This is a genomic window from Caulobacter sp. UNC279MFTsu5.1 (assembly GCF_900114015.1).
Lineage (GTDB): Bacteria > Pseudomonadota > Alphaproteobacteria > Caulobacterales > Caulobacteraceae > Caulobacter.
On record NZ_FORN01000011.1, the window covers coordinates 101,785 to 125,368 of the forward strand.

The window sequence follows — 23,584 nt, forward strand, 5'->3', positions numbered from 1 at the left end:
TTAGCGACGATGTTTCATGCTATGGGCTCTTGGTCGCGGGCGGGGGTCGCGCGGCGCGGGGGGCGGCGTGGGCGACGAACGACATCGGTCGGGAGAGGTGAGGGTGGCGCTCGCGCGGCGCGGCAACCTCCATCTGCGCGTCGTCGCCACGGTGATGATCGCCTTCATCCTGCACGTCTTCATGAACGCGGGCTGGGTCTGGCTGTGGGCCGGGACCTACGCGGCCGCCCAGCTGGTCGAGCTGGTCCTGATCCGCCAGCTGCTGCGCCGGCCCCATCCCGGCCGCGCCCTGCGGCTGGCCGTGGCGGCCATGCCGGCGATCACCTCGATTATCTTCGGCTTCCTGTCCGTGCCGCTGTTCGCCTCGGCCGTGCGCTTCGCCCCGACCCTGGGCGGCCTGCTGCTGGCCGGAGCCCTGTTGAACGTCATCGTCGTCAATTCCAGCCTGAGGTCGGCGACGATCTCGGCCGCCGCCCCGCACGTGGTCTACCTGCTGATCGCGCCGTTCGTGGCCCGGGCGGCCAATCCGCAGGCGCCCCTGGCCAACGCCCTGTGGTTCGGCGTGCTGCTGCTGATCGTCTCGGTGTTCGTGGCCGCCCGCACCCTGGAGCGGGCCCTGCGGGCCGAGGCCGCGGCCAAGGAAGAGGCCGAGCGCCGCCGCCACGAGGCCGAGGAGGCCGTCGCCGCCAAGTCGGCCTTCGTGGCGATGATCAGCCACGAGTTGCGCACCCCGATCAGCGCCATCCTGGCCGGGGCCGCCCGCCTGCACAGCGACGCGCCCGACGCCGCCTCCAAGACCCATGCCCAGCTGATCGGCGACGCCGGGGCGATGATGCGCACCCTGCTTAACGACCTGCTGGACCTGTCGCGTCTGGACGCCGGGCGGATGGCGGTCGAACAGGCCCCGTTCGACCTGCGCCAGGCCATGGCCGACACCCTGCGCCTGTGGCGTCCCGACGCCCACAAGAAGGGCCTGCGTCTGCGGGTCGAGGGCGCGGCCCATCTTCCGCGGTGGGTGGCGGGGGATCCCCTGCGGCTGCGCCAGGTGCTCAACAACCTGCTGTCCAACGCCATCAAGTTCACAGGGCGGGGAGCGGTCACCGTGCGGCTGGCCGCCCGCGAGGCCGGCGATCATCTGGTGTTCGAGGCCGTCGTCGCCGACACCGGCCGGGGCCTGACCGAGGACGAACTGGCGCGGCTGTTCACGCCGTTCGACCAACTGGCCGCCAACGTGGCGCGCGAGCACGGCGGCTCGGGCCTGGGCCTGGCGATCAGCCGCGAGCTGGCCCGGCTGATGGGCGGCGACCTGACGGTGACCAGCAAGCCCGGCAAGGGCTCGCGCTTCCGGCTCGAGGTCCGGCTCGGGGCCGCCCAGGCGCCGGACGTCCGGGCCGGCGGGATCATCGTCGAGGGGGCGCGGGTGCTGGTGGTCGACGACCACGTCGTCAACCGCCGGGCCATCGAGCTGGTGCTGCAGTCGTTCGGCATCCAGCCCACCCTGGCCGAGTCCGGCGAGCGGGCCCTGGAACTGCTGCGGTCCGAGGTGTTCGACGTGATGCTGATGGACGTCTACATGCCCGGCATGGACGGCCGCGACGCCACGCGGCAGCTGCGGGCGGCCGATGGCCCCAACCGCGACATCCCGGTGATCGCCGTCACCGCCTCGGCCACCGCCAAGGATTGGGACGCCTGCCGCGCCGCCGGCATGGACGCCCACGTCGCCAAGCCGATCGATCCCGGCCAGCTGCATGCGGCGCTCAGCGAGGTGCTGCGGGCGGGCGCGGACAGGGCGGCGGCCTAGGGGGTTTTCCGCGGCGCGGTCTCTTCCAGCAGCCTCGCCAGCCGCTCCCGCAACGCCCCCTGGTCCTTCATCTGGCACTCCCACACCGTCTCCACCCGCCAGCCGGCGGCGGCGAGGTCGGCGCGGTTGCGGGCGTCGCGGGCCACATTGCGCGCCACCTTGGCCAGCCAGTAGTCGCGATTGGCCTTGGGCGCCCGCGAACCCCGAGGGCAGTCGTGGCCGTGCCAGAAGCAGCCGTGGACGAAGATCGCCAGCCGTCGGCCCGGCATCGCCACGTCGGGCGAGCCGGGCAGATCCTTGCGGTGCAGGCGGTAACGCGCGCCCAGCCCGGTCAGCAGGCGGCGCAGCAGCAGCTCGGGCCGGGTGTCCCGGCTCTTGACCCGGGCCATCACGGCCGAGCGCTTGGCGGGGTCGAAGACGTCGGTCATGACGCCCTAACGCCCCCGCCGCCGCGGCGGATCAAAGGCCCTCGAACAGCGCCGTCGACAGGTAGCGCTCGGCGAAACTGGGGATGATCGCCACGATCAGCTTGCCGGCATAGTCGTCGCGCATGGCCAGGTCGAAGGCGGCGGTCAGGGCCGCGCCCGAACTGATGCCGACGGGCAGGCCCTCGGTCGAGGCGGCCTTGCGGGCCATGGCGAAACTGTCGTCGTTGCTCACCTGGATGATCTCGTCGATCACCCCGCGATCGAGGATGCCCGGCACGAAGCCGGCGCCGATGCCCTGGATCTTGTGCGGGCCGGGCGCGCCGCCCGACAGCACGGCCGAGGCCTCCGGCTCGACGGCGACCATCTTTACCGACGGCTTGCGGGCCTTCAGCACCTGGCCGACGCCCGAGATGGTGCCGCCGGTGCCGACGCCCGAGACCACGGCGTCGACGGCGCCGGCCGTGTCGTTCCAGATCTCCTCGGCGGTCGAGACGCGGTGGATCAGCGGGTTGGCGGTGTTCTCGAACTGCTGGGGCATTACCGCGCCGGGGGTGGCCTCGATGATCTCCTGGGCCCGGGCCACGGCGCCGCGCATGCCTTTCTCGGCCGGAGTCAGCTCAAGCTTGGCGCCCAGCAGCAGCAGCATCTTGCGGCGCTCGATCGACATGCTCTCGGGCATGACCAGGGTCAGCTTGTAGCCCTTGGCGGCGGCCACGAAGGCCAGGGCGATGCCGGTGTTGCCGCTGGTCGGCTCGACGATCACGCCGCCCGGCTTCAGCAGCCCCTTGGCCTCCAGATACTCGACCATCGCCACGCCGATGCGGTCCTTGACCGAGGCCAGCGGGTTGAAGAACTCCAGCTTGGCCACGACCGTGCCCTTGGGCTTCAGCTCGGCGGTCAGGTTGGGCAGGCGGACCAGCGGCGTGTCGCCGACCGTGTCGAGGATCGAATCGAAGATCTTGCCGCGGCCGGCGCGCTTGAACCGCGCGGCGTCGTAGATCGAGGAGGCGTCATCCATGGGAAGTCTCGCTTGGGTGTGGCGTTGGCGGCGTGGGCCTAACCCACCTTAGGCCGTGGGATTTGGCGTGTCAGCGGCTCATTCGGCCGCGAGCGGCGCAGTTTTCCTGAAGGCCAGAGGAGTCAGAAGCCCCTCGGCCAGCCAGCGCACGACCGGGGCGGCCACGCCGTCTCCGATCACATGCAGGCCGGCGGTGGCGCTGCGGGGCAGGCGGTAGCCGTCGGGCAGGCCCATCAGGCGGGCGCCCTCGCGCGGGCTGAGCAGGCGCGAGCGCACCCGACCCTTGTCGATGACCAGCAGGGTCTGGCGGGACGAGCCGCCACGCGGGGTGCGCAGGCAGCCGGCCAGGCCGTCGAACCGCACCTCGGCCCGCTGCTCGCCGCCGCGCATGCGCCGAAAGACCGCGCCGACCGCGCGCTCGCCGCTTTGGACCCTGGCCTCGACGGCGGCGCGGTGGGCCGGAGCCATCAGGTCGAGCAAGGTCTGGGTGGTCTCGTCGGTCCGCCAGGCGGCCTGGTCGTCGGGTTCGAGCAGAGCGGAAAGATTGGTGTTGCGGGCCGGCGGGGCGGCAAGGCCCCACCAGGTCCACAGGGCTTGCAGGTCGGCGGGCAGGCGGGCCTGGGCCTCGCGCACGGCGCGGGTCTGGAACGGGCTAGGGCCGGCCAGACCGTCGACCGGCAGGCGGGTGGCGATCACGAACACCCGCGGCCGCGACTGCGGGACGAAGCGGGCGGCGTCGATCTCCAGCGCCCCGAAGCGATAGCCCTGGCCGGCCAGGGCGCGGCACAGGGCGGTGAAGTCGGCGCCGCCGTGCGAGGTCAGCAGGCCGACGACGTTCTCGACCACCACCGTGTCGGGACCGCGGCCCTCGGCGGAGAGCGCCTCCATCAGCCGCCAGAAGCCGAAGAAGGCCGAGGAGCGGCCGCCCTGCAGGCCTGCTCGCGCGCCGGCCAGGCTGAAGTCCTGGCAGGGGCTGGAGGCCCAGGCCAGGTCCGCCTGTCCGGGCAGGTCGGCCGGCGCGATCTTCCACACGTCGCCTTCGTGGAAGTGTCCCGCCGCGTCCGGATGGTTGTCGCGATAGGTGGCGGCCTTGACCGGGTCGAAGTCGTTGGCGAAGGCGCAGGTCCAGGCCTCGCCCAGGCCCAGGCGCGCCATCCCGCCGCCGGCGAAGAATTCGTAGAAGACAGGTCCGGGCGGGGCGTTCCGATTCATCGCGCGGGAGTCTAGCGTGAGCCGCCCGTCCGAGGATAGCGCCGCCATGCTCCGTTCCGCCGCCGCCGTTTGCCTGATCCTGAACCTCGCCGCCTGCGGGCAGGCGCCGATGGGGGCGTCCGAGGGCGCGTCGAGCGCGCCGGCCGACGCCCCGGCCTCGGCGCCGCCCGGACCGGACTTCTCCGGCGACTTCGACCTGGTCGGGACCGAGCCGTTCTGGGGCGGCAAGATCCGCCGGGACGGCCTGAGCCTGACGCGGGCCGGCCAGGCGGAGGTCGCGTCCGCCAACACCGGCGTGCGTGTCGAGGGCGATGTCGGCGTCTGGGGCGTGGGCGGTCTGGTGCTCAAGTTGCGGCCCGAGCCCTGTTCGGACGGCATGTCGGACCGGCGGTACGGCTATCGCGCCGAGGTGACGATCAACGGCCAGGTCCTGAGGGGCTGCGCGGCAAGGCCGGAGGACCTGGCGCGCCAGCCGAGGCCTTAGGGGGCGGGGCGACCTCACAGTTGCCATCCCGGAAAGCGCGCAGCGCTTGCCCGGGATCCGGGTGAACCGCACCGCCTGAGCCCAGTCCCCTGGGTCCCGGACAGCCTCTGCGAGGCTTCCGGGATGACAACCGTTGGGGGCTCTGACGCCTGGCGTCTCGCGGGCGTCGAAGCCTAGTGCCCCACGTCCATCAGCTCATAGTGGCCGCGCGCGTCGAGGTTCTGGCGCACGCTGCCGGGCACGGGCAGCAGCAGGCCGATCGAGACGGCGGCGACGGCGGCGAGGGCGAAGAGGGCCTTGACGGGGGAGGTCATGGCGGCGGGTCCTGTTGACGATCTCCGCCGGGATGGGCGGTCAATCGGCAACAAAGATGGTTGCGGTTGGGCGGTGTTCAAGAGGGGCGCCGGCGCGCGACGCGAAGTTCGCCGATTGTCGAGCTGGAGGGCAGGGGTGGGACGCCGGCGCGCGCGAACCATGGTAGAGCTCGACGGAACCTTGGGGGAGGGGCATGTGACCGCCGAAGAGACACTGGAAGCCGGGGCGCGTGGCGCGCGCCGTTTCCTTCGCGGGCCCGTGGCCGGATGGATGGGCTTGGCGGGCTTGGGCGCGGGGCTCTGCGTCGGGGGCCTGGTCCTGGCCTCGCGGCTGACGGCGATCCCCTATTGGCAGATTCCCTTCATCACCTCGATCGCCCTGGTGATGGGCGCGCCGGAATCGGAGCCAGCCCGGCCGAGGGCCTTGATCGGCGGACATCTGGCCTCGGCGGGCGTCGGCTATCTGGCGCTGCTGGCCGGCGGCCCTTCGCCGACCCTGGCGGCGATCGCGGTGGGACTGGCGGTGGTCGTCATGCTGCGCCTGAGGGTCTTCCACCCGCCGGCGGCCGTCGACGCCTTCCTGGTCGTGAACCTCGGCCTGAAGATCGGCTATCTGTTCGAGGTGATCCTGCCGGGCGCGATCCTGCTGGCCGGTTTCGCGATCGTCTGGCGGAAACTGTCCGACCTCGTGGCGCCTCGGCCGGGCGAAGAGGCCGAGCAGGGTTAGGGGCGCGCGCATCCGCGCCCCTAACCCTTCGTCGCCTAGAAGATCTCGAACAGTCCGGCCGCCCCCATGCCGCCGCCGATGCACATGGTCACCACGCCCAGCTTGGCCTTGCGGCGCTTGCCTTCCAGCAGCAAGTGGCCGGCGCAGCGGGCGCCGGTCATGCCGAACGGGTGGCCGATGGCGATCGAGCCGCCGTTGACGTTGTACTTCTCCGGATCGATGCCCAGGCGGTCGCGGCTGTAGAGGCATTGGCTGGCGAAGGCCTCGTTCAGCTCCCACAGGTCGATGTCGTCGACCTTCAGGCCGTGGCGTTCCAGCAGGCGCGGCACGGCGAACACCGGGCCGATGCCCATCTCGTCGGGTTCGCAGCCGGCGATGGCGAAGCCCTTGAACAGGCCCAGGGGCTCCAGGCCGCGGCGGGCCGCCTCCTTGGCCTCCATCACCACCACGGCGGCGGCGCCGTCCGACAGTTGCGACGCGTTGCCGGCGGTGACGAAGTTGCCCGGACCCTTGACCGGCTCCAGCTTGGCCAGGCCTTCCAGGGTGGTGTCGGGCCGATTGCACTCGTCCTTGGTGACCACGTAGTCGACCAGGCTCTCTTCCTTGGTCTCCTTGTTGACCACCTTCATCTGGGTGGCCATCGGCACGATCTCGTCGTCGAACAGGCCGGCGGCTTGCGCGGCGGCGATCCGCTGCTGGCTGCGCAGCGAATATTCGTCCTGATATTCGCGGCTGACGCCGTAGCGCTTGGCGACGATGTCGGCGGTGTCGATCATCGCCATCCACAGGGCCGGCTTCTCGCGCATCAGCTTGTCTTCGGTGATGTGGAAGCGGTTCATGTGGCCGCCGCCCTGGACCAGCGAGATCGACTCCACCCCGCCGCCGATGGCGACCGGCGCGCCGTCGTTGCGGACATAGTTGGCGGCCGTGGCGATGGCCTGCAGGCCCGACGAGCAGAAGCGGTTGACGGTCTGGCCCGAGGTGGTGACCGGCAGGCCGGCCCAGATGGCGGCGTTGCGGGCGACGTTCATGCCGGTGGCGCCTTCGGGGCCGCCGCAGCCCAGCACGACATCCTCCACTTCCGGACCGTCCAGCTTGGCGCGCGACACGGCGTGCTGGATGGCGTGGCCGGCCATGGCCGCGCCGTGGGTGTTGTTGAACCCGCCGCGGTTGGACTTGGCCAGGCCGGTCCGGGCGTAAGAGACGATGACCGCTTCGCGCATGGGCGCACTCCCCTTTAAACGTTAGTTTGAATTGGGGTCACCCTAGACCGGGATTTCCGTCGGCGAAAGGTCACGCGAACGTAAAGCAAGGCCGAGCCGAAAAGCCGGTCTATGGCCGGTAGCGTTAACATTTCCAGGAAAAGCCTCAAAGCTTGACCATGGATCGACGTTCCCGGAAAGACCATCGCGGCATTGTTGCGTCTATCTCACGCTTCCTGCGAAAGATCCCATGTTTCTAAGATCCTGTTTGCTTTGGTGTTGACTTTCAACGATTCGGCCAAGAACGCTCAGGTTGTGGCCAAGGATTGAAAATCCGGAGGGCCGCCAGGATTGTGGAACCGGAGGAACACATGCGTCTTGTGACCCATCGCCGAGGGGCGCGACACGCGCTGCTGGCCGCCGCCTCGCTGGCGGCGCTCGTCGTCCCGCCGGCGGTCGCCTCCGCCCAGCAATCGAGCGACACCGTCGAGGAACTAATCGTCACCGCCACCAAGCGCGACGCCACGATCCTGGACGTGCCGTTCTCGATCAACGCCCAGAGCCAGGCCGACATCCAGAAGTCCGGCGCGGTGACGCTGGAGGACCTGTCGCGCAGCGTCGCCGGCCTGACGATCCAGAACCTCGGCCCCGGCCAGAGCCAGGTGTCGGTGCGCGGCGTCTCGGCCGGCCAGGTGGTCCGCGACCAGCCTGGGGTCAAGGAGCAGGTCGGGGTCTATCTCGACGAGTCGGTGATCTCGCTGTCGCTGTTCACGCCGGACATCGACCTGTTCGACCTGAACCGCGTCGAGACCCTGCGTGGGCCGCAGGGCACGCTGTTCGGCTCGGGCTCGGTCGGCGGCACCATCCGCTACATCACCAACCAGCCCAAGCTGGGCGCTCACGAGGGCGTGGTCGAGGGCAATTTCAACGTGCTGCGGAGCGGCGACGTCGGCGGCTATCTGAAGGGCGCGGTCAACCTGCCGCTGTCGGACAAGGCCGCCCTGCGGGTGGTGGGCTATGACACCGAGTACGGCGGCTTCGTCGACGCGCTGGGCGAGGGCGGCGCGCGCAAGAACAACGTCAACGACGGCTATCGCCGCGGCGGCCGGGCGTCGCTGCTGTTCCAGCCGACCGACGACATCAAGATCACCCCGCGCCTCGTCTATCAGAAGATCCACGCTGGCGGCTTCAACCGCCAGGAATCCTTCAACCTGTTCGCCAACCCGTTCACCACCACCCGCCCGGCCATCACGATGGGCGAGCGCGAGCAGTACCTGCTGCTGGACGAGAGCTTCGACGACAAGACCTTCCTGGGCGACCTGACCGCCTCGTTCGCCTTCGACGGCGTCGAGCTGACCTCGGTGACCAGCTATATCGACCGCAAGATCGCCGTGAACCGCGACGCCAGCGCCCTGACCGGCAGCGTGTCGGTCGACCTGGGCTTCCCGGCGGCGGCGGTGACCCTGCCGTCCAAGCTGGTCGACACCACCGATCTCGAGCAGTTCACCCAGGAGGCGCGCCTCAGCTCGAACAACGACAGCCCGTTCCAGTGGCTGGTCGGCGCGTTCTATTCCAAGGTCGACCGGGTCTATAACCAGCGCCTGCCGACGCCTGGCTACGACGCCTATACAGACGCCACCCTGGGGGCGGGCACCTCGGCCGCCGTGGCCAACGGCTTTCCGGCCAATTCGCCCTACAACGCCTCGCTGCCCTACAACATCAAGCAGAAGGCGGTGTTCGGCGAGGCCAGCTATGAGATCGACAAGCTGACGATCACCGCCGGCGGCCGCTACTACGACTTCAGCGAGAAGCGCCGCTTCACCTCCGGCGGCCTGTTCGCCAACGGCGACGACCAGGTCGACAAGACCTCGTCCGACGGCTTCACCCCCCGCGTCCTGGTCAGCTACAAGGCCACGCCGGGCCTGACCTTCAACGCCCAGGCGTCCAAGGGCTTCCGGCTGGGCGGGGTCAACGATCCGCTGAACCTGCCGCTGTGCACCCCGCAGGACGCGGCGATCTTCGGCGGCTTCCAGTCGTATGACGACGAGACGCTGTGGAACTATGAGGGCGGGGTGAAGTCGCGGTTCGGCGGCGTCACCTTCAACGGCGCGGTGTTCTACACCGACATCAAGAACCTGCAGACCACGCTGGACGCCGGCTCGTGCTCGTCGCGCGTGGTGTTCAACGTGCCCAAGGCCCACACCAAGGGGATCGAGGGCGAGCTGTCGGCCCGCGTGGCGCCGGGCCTCGACCTGCGCGTCTCGGGCAGTCTGCTGGAGGCCGAGTTCGACTCCACGGTGCGCGACGGCACGGGCGCGGTGATCGGCGGCATCCGCGAAGGCAACCGCCTGCCGTCGGTGCCCAAGTTCCAGATCTCGGTCAGCGCCACCTATACGCGGACCCTGACCGCGACGATGGACGGCTATGTCACCGCCTCTTACCAGCACGTGGGCAACCGCTTCACCCAGGCCAGCGACCAGGAGAACAACCCGCGCTCGTTCGTCTCGGGCCTGCCGTTCGGCGGGGCCACGGGCAACGACGCCACGGTGCTGAACCTGCAGCTGCCCAGCTACGACATCATCAACCTCAGCGCCGGCCTGCAGATGGACAACGGCCTGGACATCATCGCCTATGTCAACAACGTGGCCGACGAGAACGCCCTGCTGTCGTTCGATCGCGAGCGCGGCGGCCGGGCCCGGCTGGGCTATTCGATCGGCCAGCCGCGCACGGCGGGCCTGACGATCCGCAAGTCGTTCTAGGCTTCGATATCGATCCGGGGCGGCCGGGAGACCGGCCGCCCTTTCTATTGGCCCGCCGCCTTGGCTTCGGACAGGAAATCGGCGTGGCGGTGGATCATCTTCCAGGCCCCGTCTTCGCGTCGGAAGATCTCGGTGACGCGCAGGTGCATCTCGGCCGGCTCGTCCCGGCCGACGAACCGCACGGTGGCGTGCTGCAGGCCGGTCCAATAGGCCAGGTCGCCGTCGGCCTGGCTGTGCAGGATCTCCAGTGTCGTCTCGCCGCCGGCCGCCATGCTCCGGGCGCCGCGGGCGTTAACGGCGGTGACGTGGCCCGCGCCCTCTTCGCGTCCGCCGCCGGGCGGGAAGAAGGTGGCCGGATTGGCCTGAGCGGCGATCTCGCTCAGCGGCCCGGCGTCGCCGTTGACATAGGCCTGGGCGACACGCCGGCGCTGGTCGAGGAAGGTGGTGAAATCGTCCTGGTCGCTCATGGGATCCTCCTGCGTCACGCCCACAACGCGCGACGGGGGCGAACGGACCCTAGGAGGCGCTGACCAAAAGCGCTTGTCGTCCCGGACGAGCGCGCAGCGCGAAGATCCGGGACCGACGCCCGGGCGCATGCGCTTCCGGCGGTCCCGGATCTGCGTCCGGCTTGGCCGAGCTTGTCCGGGATGACAGCTTTCTTCGCGGCGATCCTTATGTGAATACCATTGGCTTCCGGAGACCAGGTTCTCTAACGCGGCAGCACCGTCAGCCCGTCGGGCAGTTCGTTGGGGTCGTCCGGCCGAGGCGGCGCGTGGGCGGCGAGGATGGCGCCGGTCCGGGCGATGGCGGCCACGAAGCCGTCGGCGACGGCCCCGCGCTTGAGACCCGCGACCAGGTCGGCCACCACCTCGTCCCAGACCCCGCTGGGCGCGGCGGCGTGGACGCCCTCGTCGGCGATCACCTCGACCCGGTGCTCGGCCAGGGCGGCGAAAATCAGCACCCCGGTGCGCTCGCGGGTCAGGTGCAGGTCCTTGGCCAGGAAATAGTCCAGCGCCGCCTGGCGGACCCGGGCCTTCTTGACCGCGGCGGGGATCAGGGCCCGGCGCACGGCGGGGATCCAGACCAGGGCGGCGACCACGGCGAAGATCGCCGCCTGCAGGCCGATATAGGTCAGCAGGGCCGAGAGGATGGCCACGTCCTGGGCCGCGGCGTGGCCGATGCTCCAGCCGCCGAACAGCCGGCTCAGCATCTCGGGCCGGAAGCCGGCCAGCAGGGCCAGGGCCGGCAGCAGCAGGGCCGCGCCGGTCGCCCAGATCAGCGGGACCGCGCGGTCGTCGCCAACCTCGGGGGCCAGCACGCAATAGATCTCGCCGGCGGTGGTCTTCTCGGCCTCGGCCACCGCCCGGGCGATGCGGACCTGGTCGGCCTGCGAAAGCGTCTGCATCACCAGCTCCCCGAAGATCCGCCGCCGCCGAACGAGCCGCCGCCGCCGGAGAAACCGCCGCCGCCGCCATCGCCGCCGCTCCAGCCGCCGCCTCCGCCACGGCCGCCGCTGAGCATGCCGTTCAGGATGATCCAGGGCAGGGCGGGGCCCAGGCCGCCACCGCGCCGCCCGCGGCGGCCGAACACCTGGCTCAGCACCACAATGACGACGAACAGGATCAGCAGGGCCAGGATCGGCGAGGCGCCGGCGCCGCGCTGGGCCTCCTCGGAGACCTTGAAGGCCTGGGCCGCCTTGGCCTTGGCCTCGTCGTCGGGCAGGGCCAGCTGGGCGATGACCGCGTCGGTCCCGGCCGTGACCCCGCCTTCGAGATCGCCGGCCTTGAACTTCGGCAGGATGGCGGTCTGGATGATGACGCTGGACAGGGCGTCGGTCAGGATCGGCTCCAGGCCGTAGCCGACCTCGATGCGCACCTTGCGCTCGTTGGGGGCGACGATCAGCAGGGCGCCGGTGTTGGTTCCCTTCTGGCCGATGCCCCAGGTGCGGCCCAGCTGATAGCCGTAGTCCTCGATCTCGTAGCCCTGCAGGCTGGGCACGGTGGCCACCACCAGCTGGCGGCCGGTGGTCTTTTCCAGGTTCTCCAGCTTGGTCGTCAGCTCGGTCTCGACCTGCGGCGACAGGATGTCGGCGCCGTCGACGACGCGGCCGGTCAGGGCCGGGAAGGTCGGGGCGGCGGCCAGGGCTGGGAGGGCGAAGATCCAGAGCGCCAGGAAGGCGAGCACATAGAGCCTCACCCGCGCAGCGGGGGAGGTGGCGCGATGCGGATACGCATCGTGACGGAGGGGGCGTCGAGCGGGCGCATTGCGGCGGCCGGACGCCCCCTCCGTCCGCTGCGCGGCCACCTCCCCCGTTTCACGGGGGAGGAGAGATGCGCGCGCCGCGCCCACCTACTGCGCCGGGCCGGGCTGGGTGTTGACGGCCGGCGCGGCCGGGGCGTCGAAGTTGACGTTCGGCGCCGACTGGGCGTTGGCCGTGGCCTGGAACAGCTGGGCGGGCTTTTGCGAGCCGTACAGGGTCTTGGCCCAGATGATGCTGGGGAAGGTGCGCAGCGTCGTGTTGTAGATTTGGGCCGTCTGATTGTAGTCGCGCCGGGCGATCGAGATGCGGTTCTCGGTGCCTTCCAACTGGCTCTGCAGGGCCAGGAAGTTCTGGTTCGACTTCAGCTCCGGATAGCTTTCCTGGATCATCATCAGCCGGCCCAGCACGCCCGACAGCTTGTCCTGGGCGGCGGCGTACTGCTGGAACTGGGCCGGGTCGGTAATCGTCGAAGCGTCGACCTTGACCTGGGTGGCGCTGGCGCGGGCCTGGGTGACCTCGACCAGCACGCCCTTCTCCTGGGCCGCGTAGCCCTTCACCGTCGCCACCAGGTTGGGGATCAGGTCGGAGCGGCGCTGATACTGGTTCTGCACCTCGGCCCAGGCGGTCTTGGTCGCCTCGTCCTGGGTGGGGATGGTGTTGATCCCGCAGCCGGCCAGGAACAGGCTCACGGCGAGGACGGGGGCGAGACGGGTGAGGGTTCTGAGCATCCGCATGAAGTCCCTTCGGGCCTGGTTGGATCCGGCGTGACCGGGTCGTTCGATGCACACTAAGGGCCAGCTTCGCGTCGATGCAAACGCGATGACGACCTGTGCGTGCATTCTCTCGCAATGCGCGCTTTTGTCATCCCGGAAACGTCGGGGGCGCAACCGAGCGGGATTCAGCAAAGCCTCCCCGAGTCCTGCGCTCCGCGACGATCGGTCGCCGACCCCGACCCAAGCGTCTTAATCCCTGACTCACCGACGTCCGGCACGATCGCGGTCATGATCGCGATGTTCGCCTGCGCCGTCCTGGGAGCCATGCTTGGCCTCTACGCCAAGCCGCGCTGGCTGGGCGCGGCCATCGCCCTGGGTCTGGCCGCCGGGGTGTTCGGGGCCGAGCGTTTCGTCGTCGCCCTGATCGACGACCAACCCAATCGCGAGCTGCTGATCGGCCGGCTGCAGGCGATCTTTGGCGAGGGCTGGCGTGACGCGACCGGGCCGACGGCGGCGGCCGTGATCGGCGCCGTCTTCGCGGCGGTCATGGGCAAGGCCCTGGAGCGCGAGAGCCGCACCGTGGTGATCAACGCCGACGACATCCGTCGCAAGGCCGGCAAGAACGGCCGCTACGCCCGGCTGGACGGCATGGTCGAGGAACGGCCCATCCAGACCGCGGCCGAGAGCCGTTTCGACTCGATCCTCGGGCTTTAGAGCGAGCCCTTCCTCGGTCTCCGGGCAATCGCATAGGCCCGAAAACGGTTGTCATGCCGGATCTGCGCCCGGCTTCGCCGGGCTTGTCCGGGATGACAGCTTTTGCAGCCAATCTCCAGGCGATCGCCCTTCATCCGGTCTCGGCGTCGGACTCCTCCGACCCGTTCCGGTCGCAGCGGCGGAACGCGCATCGCCAAAACGCCCGTTTCATTAAAAAATGCTCATGCGAAATAAATTCCGCTTGCGCAATTTCTGAACGCTGATATCTAAGCAGTGCTTAGTTCTGATCCGGCGCCCCGGTGGGGATACCGGCGCCGCCATCCCCGGGTTGGAACGTCCAGTACAGCTTATCGCCGATCATTCGATCCAACTCCCCCGTACACGCTGGAGGGCTCTCTGATGAAGCTCCAATCCCTGGCGGCTGTCGCCGCCCTGTCCGCGACCATGGCCACCTGCCTGTTCGCCGGTTCGGCCTTCGCCGACGGCCGCATCGCCGTCGCCCTGGAAAACCCGCTGGCCGCCAAGACCAAGGTCGTCGCTGGCGGCGCCGTCTTCGTCTGCGAAGGCGCCGAGTGCGTCTCGACCGCCGCGCCGTCGCGGGCCCTGACCGCCGTCTCGTGCAAGGCCTTGGCCAAGGAAGTCGGCCGCGTGGCGGCCTTCGGCGGCGAGACCCGGTCGCTGGACGCCGACGACCTGACCCGCTGCAACGCCTCGGCCAAGGCCGGCGTGCAGACGGCCGCGAAGTAGGCGCTCTCTTTAGTACCCGGACGCCTTGGGGCCCTCCCGCCCCGTCCGGCTGTTTCCTCGAACATTCGCCTGAGGGGCGGCGGGCCGGTCTCGCCGCCCTTTTTCTCGACCCTCTTTGTTATTAGGCAGGGTTCGGACCAAGGGACCTTCCATGACCGCCTCGACCGCCGCCCTGCTGGAGGACGCCCTGCGCCGGATCGCCGGGCCGGACGCCGAACCCGCCTCGATGACCGTCGACTACGCCGCCGCCGCCCAGGTCGCCGCCAGCAAGGCCTGGATCGAGCGTTCGACCCGCAGCCTGGTCTTCGCCCAGGCCGAGGCCCGCACCGAAGACGGAAACCTGGTCGCCACCGCCTCGGCGGTGTTCCGCAGGGTTCCGTCGGCCTAACACACCTGTTTTACGAAACGGCGGCGCTCCTTACGCATTGGCCTTGGTTGCGACTGCGAAGGCTGCGTGTTATCAGGCGCGCGGCTTCGGACAGGGCAGCGCGTCAGCGCCGGCCGTCCATGCGCTTTTCTAGAGCGCGCTCAAGCCTTTAAGCCGGGACGAGGGTTAATCTTCTTGTCCGCGGCGATTGCAACGCACCGGGCGGAACAAGTGGCGGACGAAACCAAGGCGACGGATGCGGGTCAGCGCTATGCGCAGTCCCTGTTCGAACTGACGATCGAGAGCAACCAGCTGGCCCAGGTCGAGGCCGACCTGAAGGCGCTGCGGGCGATGGCGGCCGAGAGCGCCGACCTGCGCCGCCTGATCGACAGCCCGGCCTTCTCGTCCGAGGACAAGGCCAAGGGCCTGACCGCCGTGGCCGCCAAGGCCAAGTTCCAGCTGCTGACCGCCAAGTTCCTGGGCCTGGTGGCCAGCAACGGCCGGGCCGGCGACCTGCTGGGCGCCATCAGCGCCTTCGTCGAGCTGTCGGCCCAGCACCGCGGCGTCGTCACCGCCGAGGTCGTCACCGCCAAGGCCCTGACCGCCGCCCAGCTGAAGGGCGTGTCGGCCGCGGTGGCCACGGCCGTCGGCAAGACCCCCGAAATCTCGACCCGCGTCGATCCGTCCATCCTGGGCGGCATCAAGGTGCGTGTCGGCTCCCGCCTGTTCGACGCTTCGCTCCGCAGCAAGCTCGATTCCCTGAAATTCGCCCTGAAGCGCGCCTAAGCGTATAAGCGCGCCCAAAAGATAGATCGCAGAGAGCCCAAACAGCCATGGACATCCGCGCCGCCGAGATTTCGGCCATCCTCAAGTCGCAGATCGCCAATTTCGGCGAAGAAGCCGCCGTCTCGGACGTCGGCCAGGTGCTGTCCGTCGGTGACGGCATCGCCCGCATCTACGGTCTGGACAACGTCCAGGCCGGCGAGATGGTCGAGTTCCCGAAGGCCGGCGTGAAGGGCATGGCCCTGAACCTCGAGCGCGACAACGTCGGCGCCGTGATCTTCGGCCAGGACCAGGCCATCAAGGAAGGCGACGAAGTCCGCCGCCTCGGCGAGATCGTCGACGTGCCGGTCGGCCGCGGCCTGCTGGGCCGCGTCGTCAACCCGCTGGGCGAGCCGATCGACGGCAAGGGTCCGATCGTCTCCACCGAGCGTCGCCGCGTCGACGTCAAGGCCCCGGGCATCATCCCGCGCAAGTCGGTGCACGAGCCCGTGCAGACCGGCCTGAAGTCGATCGACACCCTGATCCCGGTCGGCCGCGGCCAGCGCGAGCTGATCATCGGCGACCGCCAGACCGGCAAGACCGCCGTCGCGATCGACACCATCCTGAACCAGAAGGCCGCCAACGCCGGCAAGGACGAGAGCGCCAAGCTCTACTGCGTCTATGTCGCCATCGGCCAGAAGCGTTCGACCGTCGCCCAGATCGTCAAGACGCTCGAAGAGCAGGGCGCCCTGGAATACACGATCGTCGTGGTGGCCTCGGCCTCGGAGCCGGCCCCGCTGCAGTACTTGGCCCCGTTCTCGGGCTGCGCCATGGGCGAGTGGTTCCGCGACAACGGCCTGCACGGCCTGATCATCTATGACGACCTGTCCAAGCAAGCCGTCGCCTACCGTCAGATGTCCCTGCTGCTGCGCCGCCCGCCGGGCCGCGAAGCCTATCCGGGCGACGTGTTCTACCTGCACTCCCGCCTGCTGGAACGCGCCGCCAAGCTGAACGAGGACAACGGTTCGGGCTCGCTGACGGCCCTGCCGATCATCGAAACCCAGGCCAACGACGTCTCGGCCTACATCCCGACCAACGTGATCTCGATCACCGACGGCCAGATCTTCCTGGAAACCGACCTGTTCTACCAAGGCATCCGCCCGGCCGTGAACGTCGGCATCTCGGTGTCGCGCGTCGGTTCGTCGGCCCAGATCAAGGCCATGAAGCAGGTCGCCGGCGCGATTAAGGGCGAGCTGGCCCAGTATCGCGAAATGGCCGCCTTCGCCAAGTTCGGCTCGGACCTGGACGCCTCGACCCAGAAACTGCTGGCCCGCGGCGAGCGCCTGACCGAGCTGCTGAAGCAGCCGCAATACGCGCCGCAAGCCGTCGAAGAGCAGGTCTGCGTGATCTACGCCGGCACCCGCGGCTATCTGGACAAGATCCCGACCGCGTCGGTCCGCCGCTTCGAAAGCGAGCTGCTGGCCCGCCTGCACAGCCAGCACAAGGACCTGCTGGACGGCATCCGCACCAAGAAGGCCCTCGACAAGGACCTGGAGAACACGCTGAAGAGCGTGCTCGACAGCTTCTCGGCGACCTTTGCCTAACTGATCGATGGCCCATCAACCCAAATCCCTGGACGCATGGACCGGCGAGTTCGGCGACCGCTACACGCAACGTAGCGGCGCCACCGTCGAGGCCGTTCGCGGCCGTGCGCGGGTTTGGGGCGAGGTGCTTCGGCGCATGACCGGCGACATGCCCAGGAGCGTCCTGGAGGTCGGCCCCAATGTGGGTCTCAACCTCCTGGGCCTCCAGGCGCTGTCGAACATGGAGCAGTGGGCCATCGAGCCCAACGCTTCGGCCCGCGAGCAATTGGTCCAGAACGGCGTCCTGCCGGCCGACCATCTGTTCGAGGGCTTCGGTCACAGCATCCCGCTGGCGGACGGCGCGGTGGACATGGCCTTCACGGCCGGCGTCCTGATCCACGTCGATCCCAGCCAGCTGGAGGCGACGATGCGCGAAGTGCACCGCGTGGCTTCCAAGTACGTCTTCTGCTCCGAGTATTTTTCGCCGAAGGCCGAAACGATTACCTACCGTGGCGAACAAGATCTTCTGTTCAAGAACGATTTTGGCTCGCTCTACATGGATATGTTCCCAGATCTGCAGTTGGTCGATTACGGGTTCTTCTGGAGAAGAACGACCGTGATGGACGACAGCACCTGGTGGTTGTTTAGGAAGGTCTGATAGGCGGATGGCAAGCCTAAAGGAAATGCGCAATCGGATCGCAAGCGTCAAGGCGACGCAGAAGATCACGAAAGCGATGCAGATGGTGGCGGCGGCCAAGCTGCGCCGCAGCCAGGACGCGGCCGAGGCCGCGCGCCCCTATGCGCGCCGGCTGTCGAACGTCATCGCCAACCTGGCGAGCGGCGTGTCGGGCGAGGGCGCTCCGGCCCTGCTGGCCGGCACCGGCCGCGACGACCGCCATCTGGTCATCGTCGCCGCCGCCGACCGCGGCCTGGCCGGCGGCTTCACCTCGTCGATCGTCCGCGCCGCCCGCGAGCGCATCGAGAGCCTGATCGCCGAGGGCAAGGACGTGAAGATCGTCTGCGTCGGCAAGAAGGCCACCGCCCAACTGCGCCGTCCGTACGGCGACAGGGTCATCGAGAACTTCGACCTGTCGGCCTATCGCCAGTTCACCCTGTCGGTCGCCCAGCCGATCGCCGACGTCGTCACCCGCCTCTACGAAGCCGGCGAAGTCGACGTGGTCACCCTGTTCTACAGCCGCTTCAAGTCGGTGGTGCAGCAGATCCCGACCGCCCTGCAGCTGGTCCCGGCCGTGGTCGAGGGCGCGGACGCGGCCTCGGGCCCCGCCGCCGTCTACGAGTACGAGCCCTCGGAAGAGGCCATCCTCGAGACCCTGCTGCCGCGCAACCTGACGGTCCAGATCCTGTCGGCCCTGCTCGACAACATGGCCGGCTTCTACGCCAGCCAGATGACGGCGATGGACAACGCCACGCGCAACGCCGGCGACATGATCAAGCGCTACACCCTCGAATACAACCGCTCTCGCCAGGCTCAGATCACCAAGGAGCTGATCGAGATCATCTCCGGCGCCGAAGCCGTCTGATCCTGAACCCACCCATAAAACGCCCGCAGAAGACGCACGAAAGACCCTGAACGCCATGGCCAAGACCCCCGCTAAGGCTCCCGCCGCCGCTGCTAAGCCGGCCGCCGTGAAGAAGCCCGCCGCTCCGAAGGCCGCCGCCGCCGCGGCCGCCGCCCCGAAGGCTGCTCCGAAGGCCGCCGCGCCCAAGGCCCCGGCCGCCGCCAAGGCCCCGGCCCCGAAGGCCGCCGCCACCATCGGCGCCGCCACCGGCAAGCTGGTGCAGGTCATCGGCGCCGTCGTCGACGTCGAGTTCGAAGGCCCGCTGCCGGCCATCCTGAACGCCCTGGAGACGGTCAACACCGCTTCGGGCCAGCGTCTGGTGTTCGAAGTCGCCCAGCACCTGGGCCAGAACACCGTCCGCGCCATCGCCATGGACGCCACCGAGGGCCTGGTCCGCGGCCAGGCCGTGCGCGACACCGGCGAGTCGATCCGAGTTCCGGTCGGTCCGGGCACCCTGGGCCGCATCATGAACGTCATCGGCGAGCCGATCGACGAGCAGGGCCCGATCAAATCGGACATCTACCGCACCATCCACCGCGACGCCCCGTCGTTCGCCGACCAGACCAACACCGCCGAGGTGCTGGTCACCGGCATTAAGGTCATCGACCTGATGTGCCCCTACACCAAGGGCGGCAAGATCGGCCTGTTCGGCGGCGCCGGCGTCGGCAAGACCGTGACGATGCAGGAGCTGATCAACAACATCGCCAAGGCTTACGGCGGTTACTCGGTTCTGGCCGGCGTGGGCGAGCGCACCCGCGAAGGCAACGACCTCTATCACGAGATGATCGAGTCGAACGTCAACGTCGACCCCAAGGCCAACAACGGCTCGACCGAAGGCAGCCGCTGCGCCCTGGTCTACGGCCAGATGAACGAACCCCCGGGCGCCCGCGCCCGCGTGGCCCTGACCGGCCTCTCCATCGCCGAGTACTTCCGCGATGAAGAAGGCAAGGACGTGCTGCTGTTCGTCGACAACATCTTCCGCTTTACGCAAGCCGGCGCCGAAGTGTCGGCGCTGCTGGGCCGCATCCCCTCGGCCGTGGGCTATCAGCCCACCCTGGCCACCGAGATGGGCAACCTGCAGGAGCGCATCACCTCGACCAACAAGGGTTCGATCACCTCGGTCCAGGCCATCTACGTGCCCGCCGACGACCTGACCGACCCGGCGCCCGCCGCCTCGTTCGCCCACCTGGACGCCACCACCGTTCTGTCGCGCGACATCGCCGCCCAGGCCATCTTCCCCGCCGTCGACCCGCTGGACTCGACCTCGCGGATCATGGACCCGCTGGTCATCGGCGAAGAGCACTACAACGTGGCCCGCTCGGTCCAGGAAGTGCTGCAGCAGTACAAGGCCCTGAAGGACATCATCGCCATCCTGGGCATGGACGAACTGTCGGAAGAGGACAAGCTGACGGTCGCCCGCGCCCGCAAGATCCAGCGCTTCCTCAGCCAGCCGTTCCACGTCGCCGAGCAGTTCACCAACACGCCCGGCGCCTTCGTCCAGCTGAAGGACACCATCCGCTCGTTCAAGGGCATCGTGGACGGCGAGTACGACCACCTGCCCGAAGCCGCCTTCTACATGGTCGGCCCGATCGAGGAAGCGGTGGCCAAGGCTGAAAAGCTGGCTGGCGAAGCCTAATGACCGACGAACACGAGCTGGTGAACTTCTGCTGCGAAGAGCTCGAGGATGCGGTGTCTTCGGATCCCGAGGACGCGCTGATCGAGCACGACAGCGGGCTGATCCTGCTCAACCTGGGTCATCGGGAAGAGGATGGCGAGACCGGCGTCGTGCTGGCCACCATCCGCTTCTGCCCGTTCTGCGGGACCGAGATCCAGACCGACGAAGACATCGAAGCGGCCCTGGGCGCCGTGGAGACACACGACTGATGGCTAAGCTGCACTTCTCCCTCGTCGCGCCCGAGCGCGAACTGTTCTCGGCGGAGGTCGACCAGGTCGACGCCCCGGGCGCGGAAGGCGACTTCGGCGTCCTGCCGAACCACGCGCCGTTCATGACCACCCTGCGCGAAGGCCGGGTCACGGTCCGCGACGGTTCGACCGTGCGCCTGTTCGACATCCAGGGCGGTTTCGCCGACGTCGGCCCGGACGGCTTCACCATCCTGGCCGAGCACGCGGTCGAGGCGGCTTAGAGCCGTCCACGCGTGTTCGCGCGGGCGCTAGCTGAAGATATCGTCCGATCTCACCATGTGGTGGTTTTCGGTCATTAGGCCGTCGACCAGCGCGTTCGGGGTGAAGTGATCCCCGGTCGAGGTCCAGATCGAAAAGGTGCTCTCGCTGTCTTCCCAGACGATGTCGGCCTTGCCGTCGCCGTTGAAATCCCCCGAGGCGACCACATTCCAGTCGGCGTCCACCTGCTGGGATTCGTACTGCTTGGTGAAACCGTCGCCGTTCGAGAACCAGGTGCTGACAACGCCGCTGTCATGTCGCCACAGCAGATCGGCCTTGCCGTCGCCGTTGAAATCGGCGGACGCTTCCAACTGCCAGGTCGGGTTCATCGAAAAGTCGACATAGGTGTTCTGGTCAAAGCCCGAGTCGGTGGACGTCCAGATGGTCGTCCCGCCATCAAGGTGGCGCCAGAGCAGGTCGTCCTTGCCATCCCCGTTGAAGTCCTCGGCGCCGACGAGCCGCCAGTCGGGGGAGACGCCGCCCTGCATGAAGACGTTCTGCTGGAAGGCGGCGCCCGTCGATCGCCACTCGGTGAAGAAGCCGTCGGCGCTGCGCCAGATCAGGTCCGTCTTGCCGTCGCCGTCGAAGTCGCCCGTCCGGGCCAGCGTCCAGTCCATCGAGACCGTGCCGTCCACGACAACGTTGGGCGTGAAGACGTCGCCGGTCGATGTCCAGACGCTGAAGACGCCCTGATCGTTTCGCCACAGAAGATCGGACTTCGCATCGCCGTCCAGGTCGATGATCGCCGCGATGTTCCAATCCAGCCCGACGCCCTGGATGTCGAAATGGGAGGTGCGCAGGGGCTGGGCGTTGGGAACGCCGAGTTTCACCAGGGTGACATTGAAGTCGCCGTTGTTCGCCGCGCCGTCCAACAGGAAGCGCCACGCCAGGTCGTTGTGGCCGTCGCCATCGAAGTCCGCGTCGAAATCGCTGGCCGACCTGAGAGTCGGCCTGAGCACGAGGTCGACCCCATTCGCCGTTTCGGAGATCACGCCCAGACGGCCCGGTTGGCCCAGGTGCAGGACCTCGCCGCTGCTGAAGGTCACGTCGCGGCCGTCCTGCGTCATTCCCAGGGTCGATGCGGTCGCACCGGTGATGCGGATGCGATCGATCGACGACAGATCCTGGATCGTGTCGCCCGCGAAGTCGGCGAGCACGCCTTGGAAAATGTCGGCTCCCGCGCCGCCGGACAGGAGGTCGGCTCCCAGTCCGCCCTTGAGCAGGTCGGCGCCGTCGCCGCTCGAAAGCACGTCCTCGCCGGCGCGGCCCTCGAGGACGTCGTCGCCGCCCAGGCCGGTCAAGGTGTCGGCACCGGCGCCGCCCGTCAGGACGTTCTGAACGCTGGTGCCCGTCAACATCGCGCCGAAGTCGCCGCCCCAGACATCCTCGAAGGCCACGATCGTGAAGGCGCCCATGCCGGTGTTCTGCTCGGCGGTCCACCCAATCCTCAGATCGACTTGCACCGCCCCGGCGGCCCGAGTGAGATCCAGCACGTCGTGGTCGTTGGCGCCGTACATGTCCGACCCGCCATCCAGCAGGACGCCGCTGGACCCCAGGTTGTCCAACAGGCTGAAGATGTCGCGCGTGCCCACGGCGTGGAAGTCGTCGCCTCTCAGCGTGAACGCGCGAGCCACTTCCCCGGCGGGCGCGCTGGAGATGAAGAAGTGATCGTTTCCGCTTTCAACCGAGAGGGGATTCTGGTCTGAGACCGTGTAGTAGACGTCGTCGTCGCCGCCGCCGCCGCTGAGCCAGTCGGCGCCGGAGCTGCCCTTGACCACGTCGTGACCATCGCCGCCATCCAGGCGGTCCTCGCCTTCGCCCCCGGAAAGCTCATCGTTGCCGCCGAAACCCTGGAGGACGTCGTTCCCCGCGCCGCCAAACAGGCCGTTCGCCATTCCGTCGCCCGTCAGCCGGTCGCCGAAGTCGCCGCCCCAGACATCCTGGATGTTGACGAGGGAAAGGCTTCCCATCCCGGTGTTCTGGTAGCCGGAGATATTCAGGTCGACGTTCACCGCCGCCGTCGCGCGCGTCAGGTCCAGGGTGTCGTGATAGTTGGATAGCTGCCCGTAGTTCCAGGGAATGCCGAGATTGTTGGGAACGCCGATCACATCGAGCCCGCCATCGAGCAGGAGCTGATGGGTCCCGAGATCCTCGAGCAGACTGAAAATCTGCTGCGTGCCGGTACCGGCGCCCTCGCCCTTGAGCGTCGTGAGATGCTGGGTCTTGCCGGCGGGCAAGCCGGCGATGAAGAAGTGGTTGGCGCCCGTCTCCACGGAGGTCTGGTCGTAGTCCTCGAGATCGAAGTAGAGCTCGTCATTGCCCAGCCAGCCGCCCGACAGGTGGTCGGCGCCCGGGCCGCCCTTGACCACGTCGTTTCCTTCGCCGCCGTCTATGGTGTCGTCGCCGGCGCCGCCCGAGAGCTGGTCGTCGCCGGAATTGCCCTGAATGTCGTCGTCTGCGTCCGTCCCATCATAGACGTCGTCTCCATAACCTCCGACGAAAATGGCCATGCGACGCCTCCGAACATAAGCAGCGAATGCAATGTCTAGCTGATAAGGGCGACCCGGCAAACCAGAACGCTGATTTGTTCGCCCCATCCCCTGGGGCGTCACGCCGCATCCCTCTGGCGAGAAAATTACACCTGTGACCCATTCTCCGCCTTAATCGGCCACCATAAGGGTTGCGAGGGACCGCTTGTCGGTTTTAATGCCGACCTCTTGCCTAACGGGGAT

The 23,584-nt window shown here is 68.6% G+C and carries 24 protein-coding genes; 14 read left to right on the forward strand and 10 right to left on the reverse strand.

Going from position 1 to position 23,584, the window contains the following annotated elements:
• Positions 1-16: 16 nt before the first annotated feature.
• Positions 17-1,801, forward strand: a complete 1,785-nt coding sequence (locus BM066_RS08735) for an ATP-binding protein (protein ID WP_029589424.1) — start codon at positions 17-19, stop codon at positions 1,799-1,801.
• Here BM066_RS08735 and BM066_RS08740 read toward each other — a convergent pair.
• The 3 genes from BM066_RS08740 to BM066_RS08750 form a co-directional block, all read right to left on the reverse strand.
• Complete coding sequence (locus tag BM066_RS08740) at positions 1,798-2,229, reverse strand: very short patch repair endonuclease (protein WP_089926363.1); 432 nt, start codon at positions 2,227-2,229, stop codon at positions 1,798-1,800. The two genes, BM066_RS08735 and BM066_RS08740, sit on opposite strands and share 4 nt — an antisense overlap.
• A 31-nt stretch (positions 2,230-2,260) precedes the next feature.
• Positions 2,261-3,247, reverse strand: a complete 987-nt coding sequence (cysK, locus tag BM066_RS08745) for a cysteine synthase A (RefSeq protein WP_018113084.1) — start codon at positions 3,245-3,247, stop codon at positions 2,261-2,263.
• Positions 3,248-3,325: 78 nt separating this feature from the next.
• Positions 3,326-4,459, reverse strand: a complete 1,134-nt coding sequence (locus tag BM066_RS08750) for a DNA cytosine methyltransferase (protein WP_018113083.1) — start codon at positions 4,457-4,459, stop codon at positions 3,326-3,328.
• A gap of 46 nt (positions 4,460-4,505) precedes the next feature.
• Here BM066_RS08750 and BM066_RS08755 point away from each other — a divergent pair, with 46 nt between their 5' ends.
• Complete coding sequence (locus BM066_RS08755; protein ID WP_018113082.1) at positions 4,506-4,943, forward strand: membrane protein; 438 nt, start codon at positions 4,506-4,508, stop codon at positions 4,941-4,943.
• A 173-nt stretch (positions 4,944-5,116) separates the two neighbouring features.
• Here BM066_RS08755 and BM066_RS26395 read toward each other — a convergent pair whose 3' ends face one another.
• A complete protein-coding gene (locus tag BM066_RS26395; RefSeq protein ID WP_018113081.1) occupies positions 5,117-5,257 on the reverse strand; it encodes a hypothetical protein in 141 nt (46 codons plus the stop codon).
• A 196-nt stretch (positions 5,258-5,453) separates the two neighbouring features.
• On the opposite strand from BM066_RS26395, the gene BM066_RS08760 reads away from it, so the two are divergent.
• Positions 5,454-5,984 carry an HPP family protein gene (locus BM066_RS08760; protein WP_255367530.1) on the forward strand — a complete coding sequence of 177 codons (531 nt, stop codon included), beginning with the start codon at positions 5,454-5,456 and terminating at the stop codon, positions 5,982-5,984.
• A 35-nt stretch (positions 5,985-6,019) separates the two neighbouring features.
• Here BM066_RS08760 and BM066_RS08765 read toward each other — a convergent pair whose 3' ends face one another.
• On the reverse strand, positions 6,020-7,207 hold the full coding sequence (locus BM066_RS08765; protein ID WP_018113079.1) for an acetyl-CoA C-acyltransferase: 1,188 nt from the start codon (positions 7,205-7,207) through the stop codon (positions 6,020-6,022).
• A gap of 350 nt (positions 7,208-7,557) precedes the next feature.
• On the opposite strand from BM066_RS08765, the gene BM066_RS08770 reads away from it, so the two are divergent.
• The gene (locus BM066_RS08770) at positions 7,558-9,945 is read left to right on the forward strand and encodes a TonB-dependent receptor (RefSeq protein ID WP_018113078.1); all 2,388 of its coding nucleotides are present in this window, start codon (positions 7,558-7,560) and stop codon (positions 9,943-9,945) included.
• 44 nt (positions 9,946-9,989) lie between these two features.
• On the opposite strand, the gene BM066_RS08775 is transcribed toward BM066_RS08770, so the two are convergent.
• The 4 genes from BM066_RS08775 to BM066_RS08790 form a co-directional block, all read right to left on the reverse strand.
• Positions 9,990-10,412, reverse strand: a complete 423-nt coding sequence (locus tag BM066_RS08775) for a YybH family protein (RefSeq protein ID WP_049801612.1) — start codon at positions 10,410-10,412, stop codon at positions 9,990-9,992.
• Between the two features lie 242 nt (positions 10,413-10,654).
• Positions 10,655-11,350 carry a TPM domain-containing protein gene (locus BM066_RS08780; RefSeq protein ID WP_089926366.1) on the reverse strand — a complete coding sequence of 232 codons (696 nt, stop codon included), beginning with the start codon at positions 11,348-11,350 and terminating at the stop codon, positions 10,655-10,657.
• The gene (locus BM066_RS08785) at positions 11,350-12,129 is read right to left on the reverse strand and encodes a TPM domain-containing protein (RefSeq protein ID WP_029589370.1); all 780 of its coding nucleotides are present in this window, start codon (positions 12,127-12,129) and stop codon (positions 11,350-11,352) included. The genes BM066_RS08780 and BM066_RS08785 overlap by 1 nt, the downstream gene beginning before the upstream one ends.
• 165 nt (positions 12,130-12,294) lie before the next feature.
• A complete protein-coding gene (locus tag BM066_RS08790; protein ID WP_049801602.1) occupies positions 12,295-12,939 on the reverse strand; it encodes a LemA family protein in 645 nt (214 codons plus the stop codon).
• Between the two features lie 267 nt (positions 12,940-13,206).
• On the opposite strand from BM066_RS08790, the gene BM066_RS08795 reads away from it, so the two are divergent.
• The 10 genes from BM066_RS08795 (at position 13,207) to BM066_RS08840 (ending at position 20,815) form a co-directional block, all read left to right on the forward strand.
• Entirely contained in the window at positions 13,207-13,632 is a 426-nt protein-coding gene (locus BM066_RS08795) for a hypothetical protein (RefSeq protein WP_018112961.1), read from the forward strand.
• 399 nt (positions 13,633-14,031) lie between these two features.
• Positions 14,032-14,379, forward strand: coding sequence for a CC_3452 family protein (locus tag BM066_RS08800; protein ID WP_018112927.1), 348 nt, complete (start codon positions 14,032-14,034; stop codon positions 14,377-14,379).
• Between the two features lie 151 nt (positions 14,380-14,530).
• Positions 14,531-14,767 carry an acyl-CoA thioesterase domain-containing protein gene (locus BM066_RS08805; RefSeq protein WP_089926371.1) on the forward strand — a complete coding sequence of 79 codons (237 nt, stop codon included), beginning with the start codon at positions 14,531-14,533 and terminating at the stop codon, positions 14,765-14,767.
• Between the two features lie 210 nt (positions 14,768-14,977).
• A complete protein-coding gene (locus BM066_RS08810) occupies positions 14,978-15,532 on the forward strand; it encodes a F0F1 ATP synthase subunit delta (RefSeq protein WP_018112958.1) in 555 nt (184 codons plus the stop codon).
• A gap of 47 nt (positions 15,533-15,579) precedes the next feature.
• Positions 15,580-17,112 carry a F0F1 ATP synthase subunit alpha gene (gene atpA / locus BM066_RS08815; protein ID WP_089926373.1) on the forward strand — a complete coding sequence of 511 codons (1,533 nt, stop codon included), beginning with the start codon at positions 15,580-15,582 and terminating at the stop codon, positions 17,110-17,112.
• Positions 17,113-17,119: 7 nt separating this feature from the next.
• Positions 17,120-17,749 (forward strand): pseudaminic acid biosynthesis-associated methylase, encoded by a 630-nt coding sequence (locus BM066_RS08820; RefSeq protein ID WP_018112923.1) that lies wholly within the window; start codon positions 17,120-17,122, stop codon positions 17,747-17,749.
• Positions 17,750-17,756: 7 nt separating this feature from the next.
• Entirely contained in the window at positions 17,757-18,632 is an 876-nt protein-coding gene (locus BM066_RS08825) for a F0F1 ATP synthase subunit gamma (protein ID WP_089926376.1), read from the forward strand.
• 55 nt (positions 18,633-18,687) lie between these two features.
• A complete protein-coding gene (gene atpD, locus BM066_RS08830; protein WP_089926378.1) occupies positions 18,688-20,307 on the forward strand; it encodes a F0F1 ATP synthase subunit beta in 1,620 nt (539 codons plus the stop codon).
• A complete protein-coding gene (locus tag BM066_RS08835) occupies positions 20,307-20,555 on the forward strand; it encodes a hypothetical protein (RefSeq protein ID WP_089926380.1) in 249 nt (82 codons plus the stop codon). Before atpD ends, BM066_RS08835 begins: the two co-directional genes overlap by 1 nt.
• Positions 20,555-20,815, forward strand: a complete 261-nt coding sequence (locus tag BM066_RS08840) for an ATP synthase F1 subunit epsilon (RefSeq protein ID WP_089926382.1) — start codon at positions 20,555-20,557, stop codon at positions 20,813-20,815. The genes BM066_RS08835 and BM066_RS08840 overlap by 1 nt, the downstream gene beginning before the upstream one ends.
• A 27-nt stretch (positions 20,816-20,842) precedes the next feature.
• Here BM066_RS08840 and BM066_RS08845 read toward each other — a convergent pair whose 3' ends face one another.
• Positions 20,843-23,464: an FG-GAP-like repeat-containing protein gene (locus BM066_RS08845; RefSeq protein ID WP_143093694.1), complete on the reverse strand. Its 2,622-nt coding sequence runs from the start codon at positions 23,462-23,464 to the stop codon at positions 20,843-20,845.
• Between the last annotated feature and the right edge of the window lie 120 nt (positions 23,465-23,584).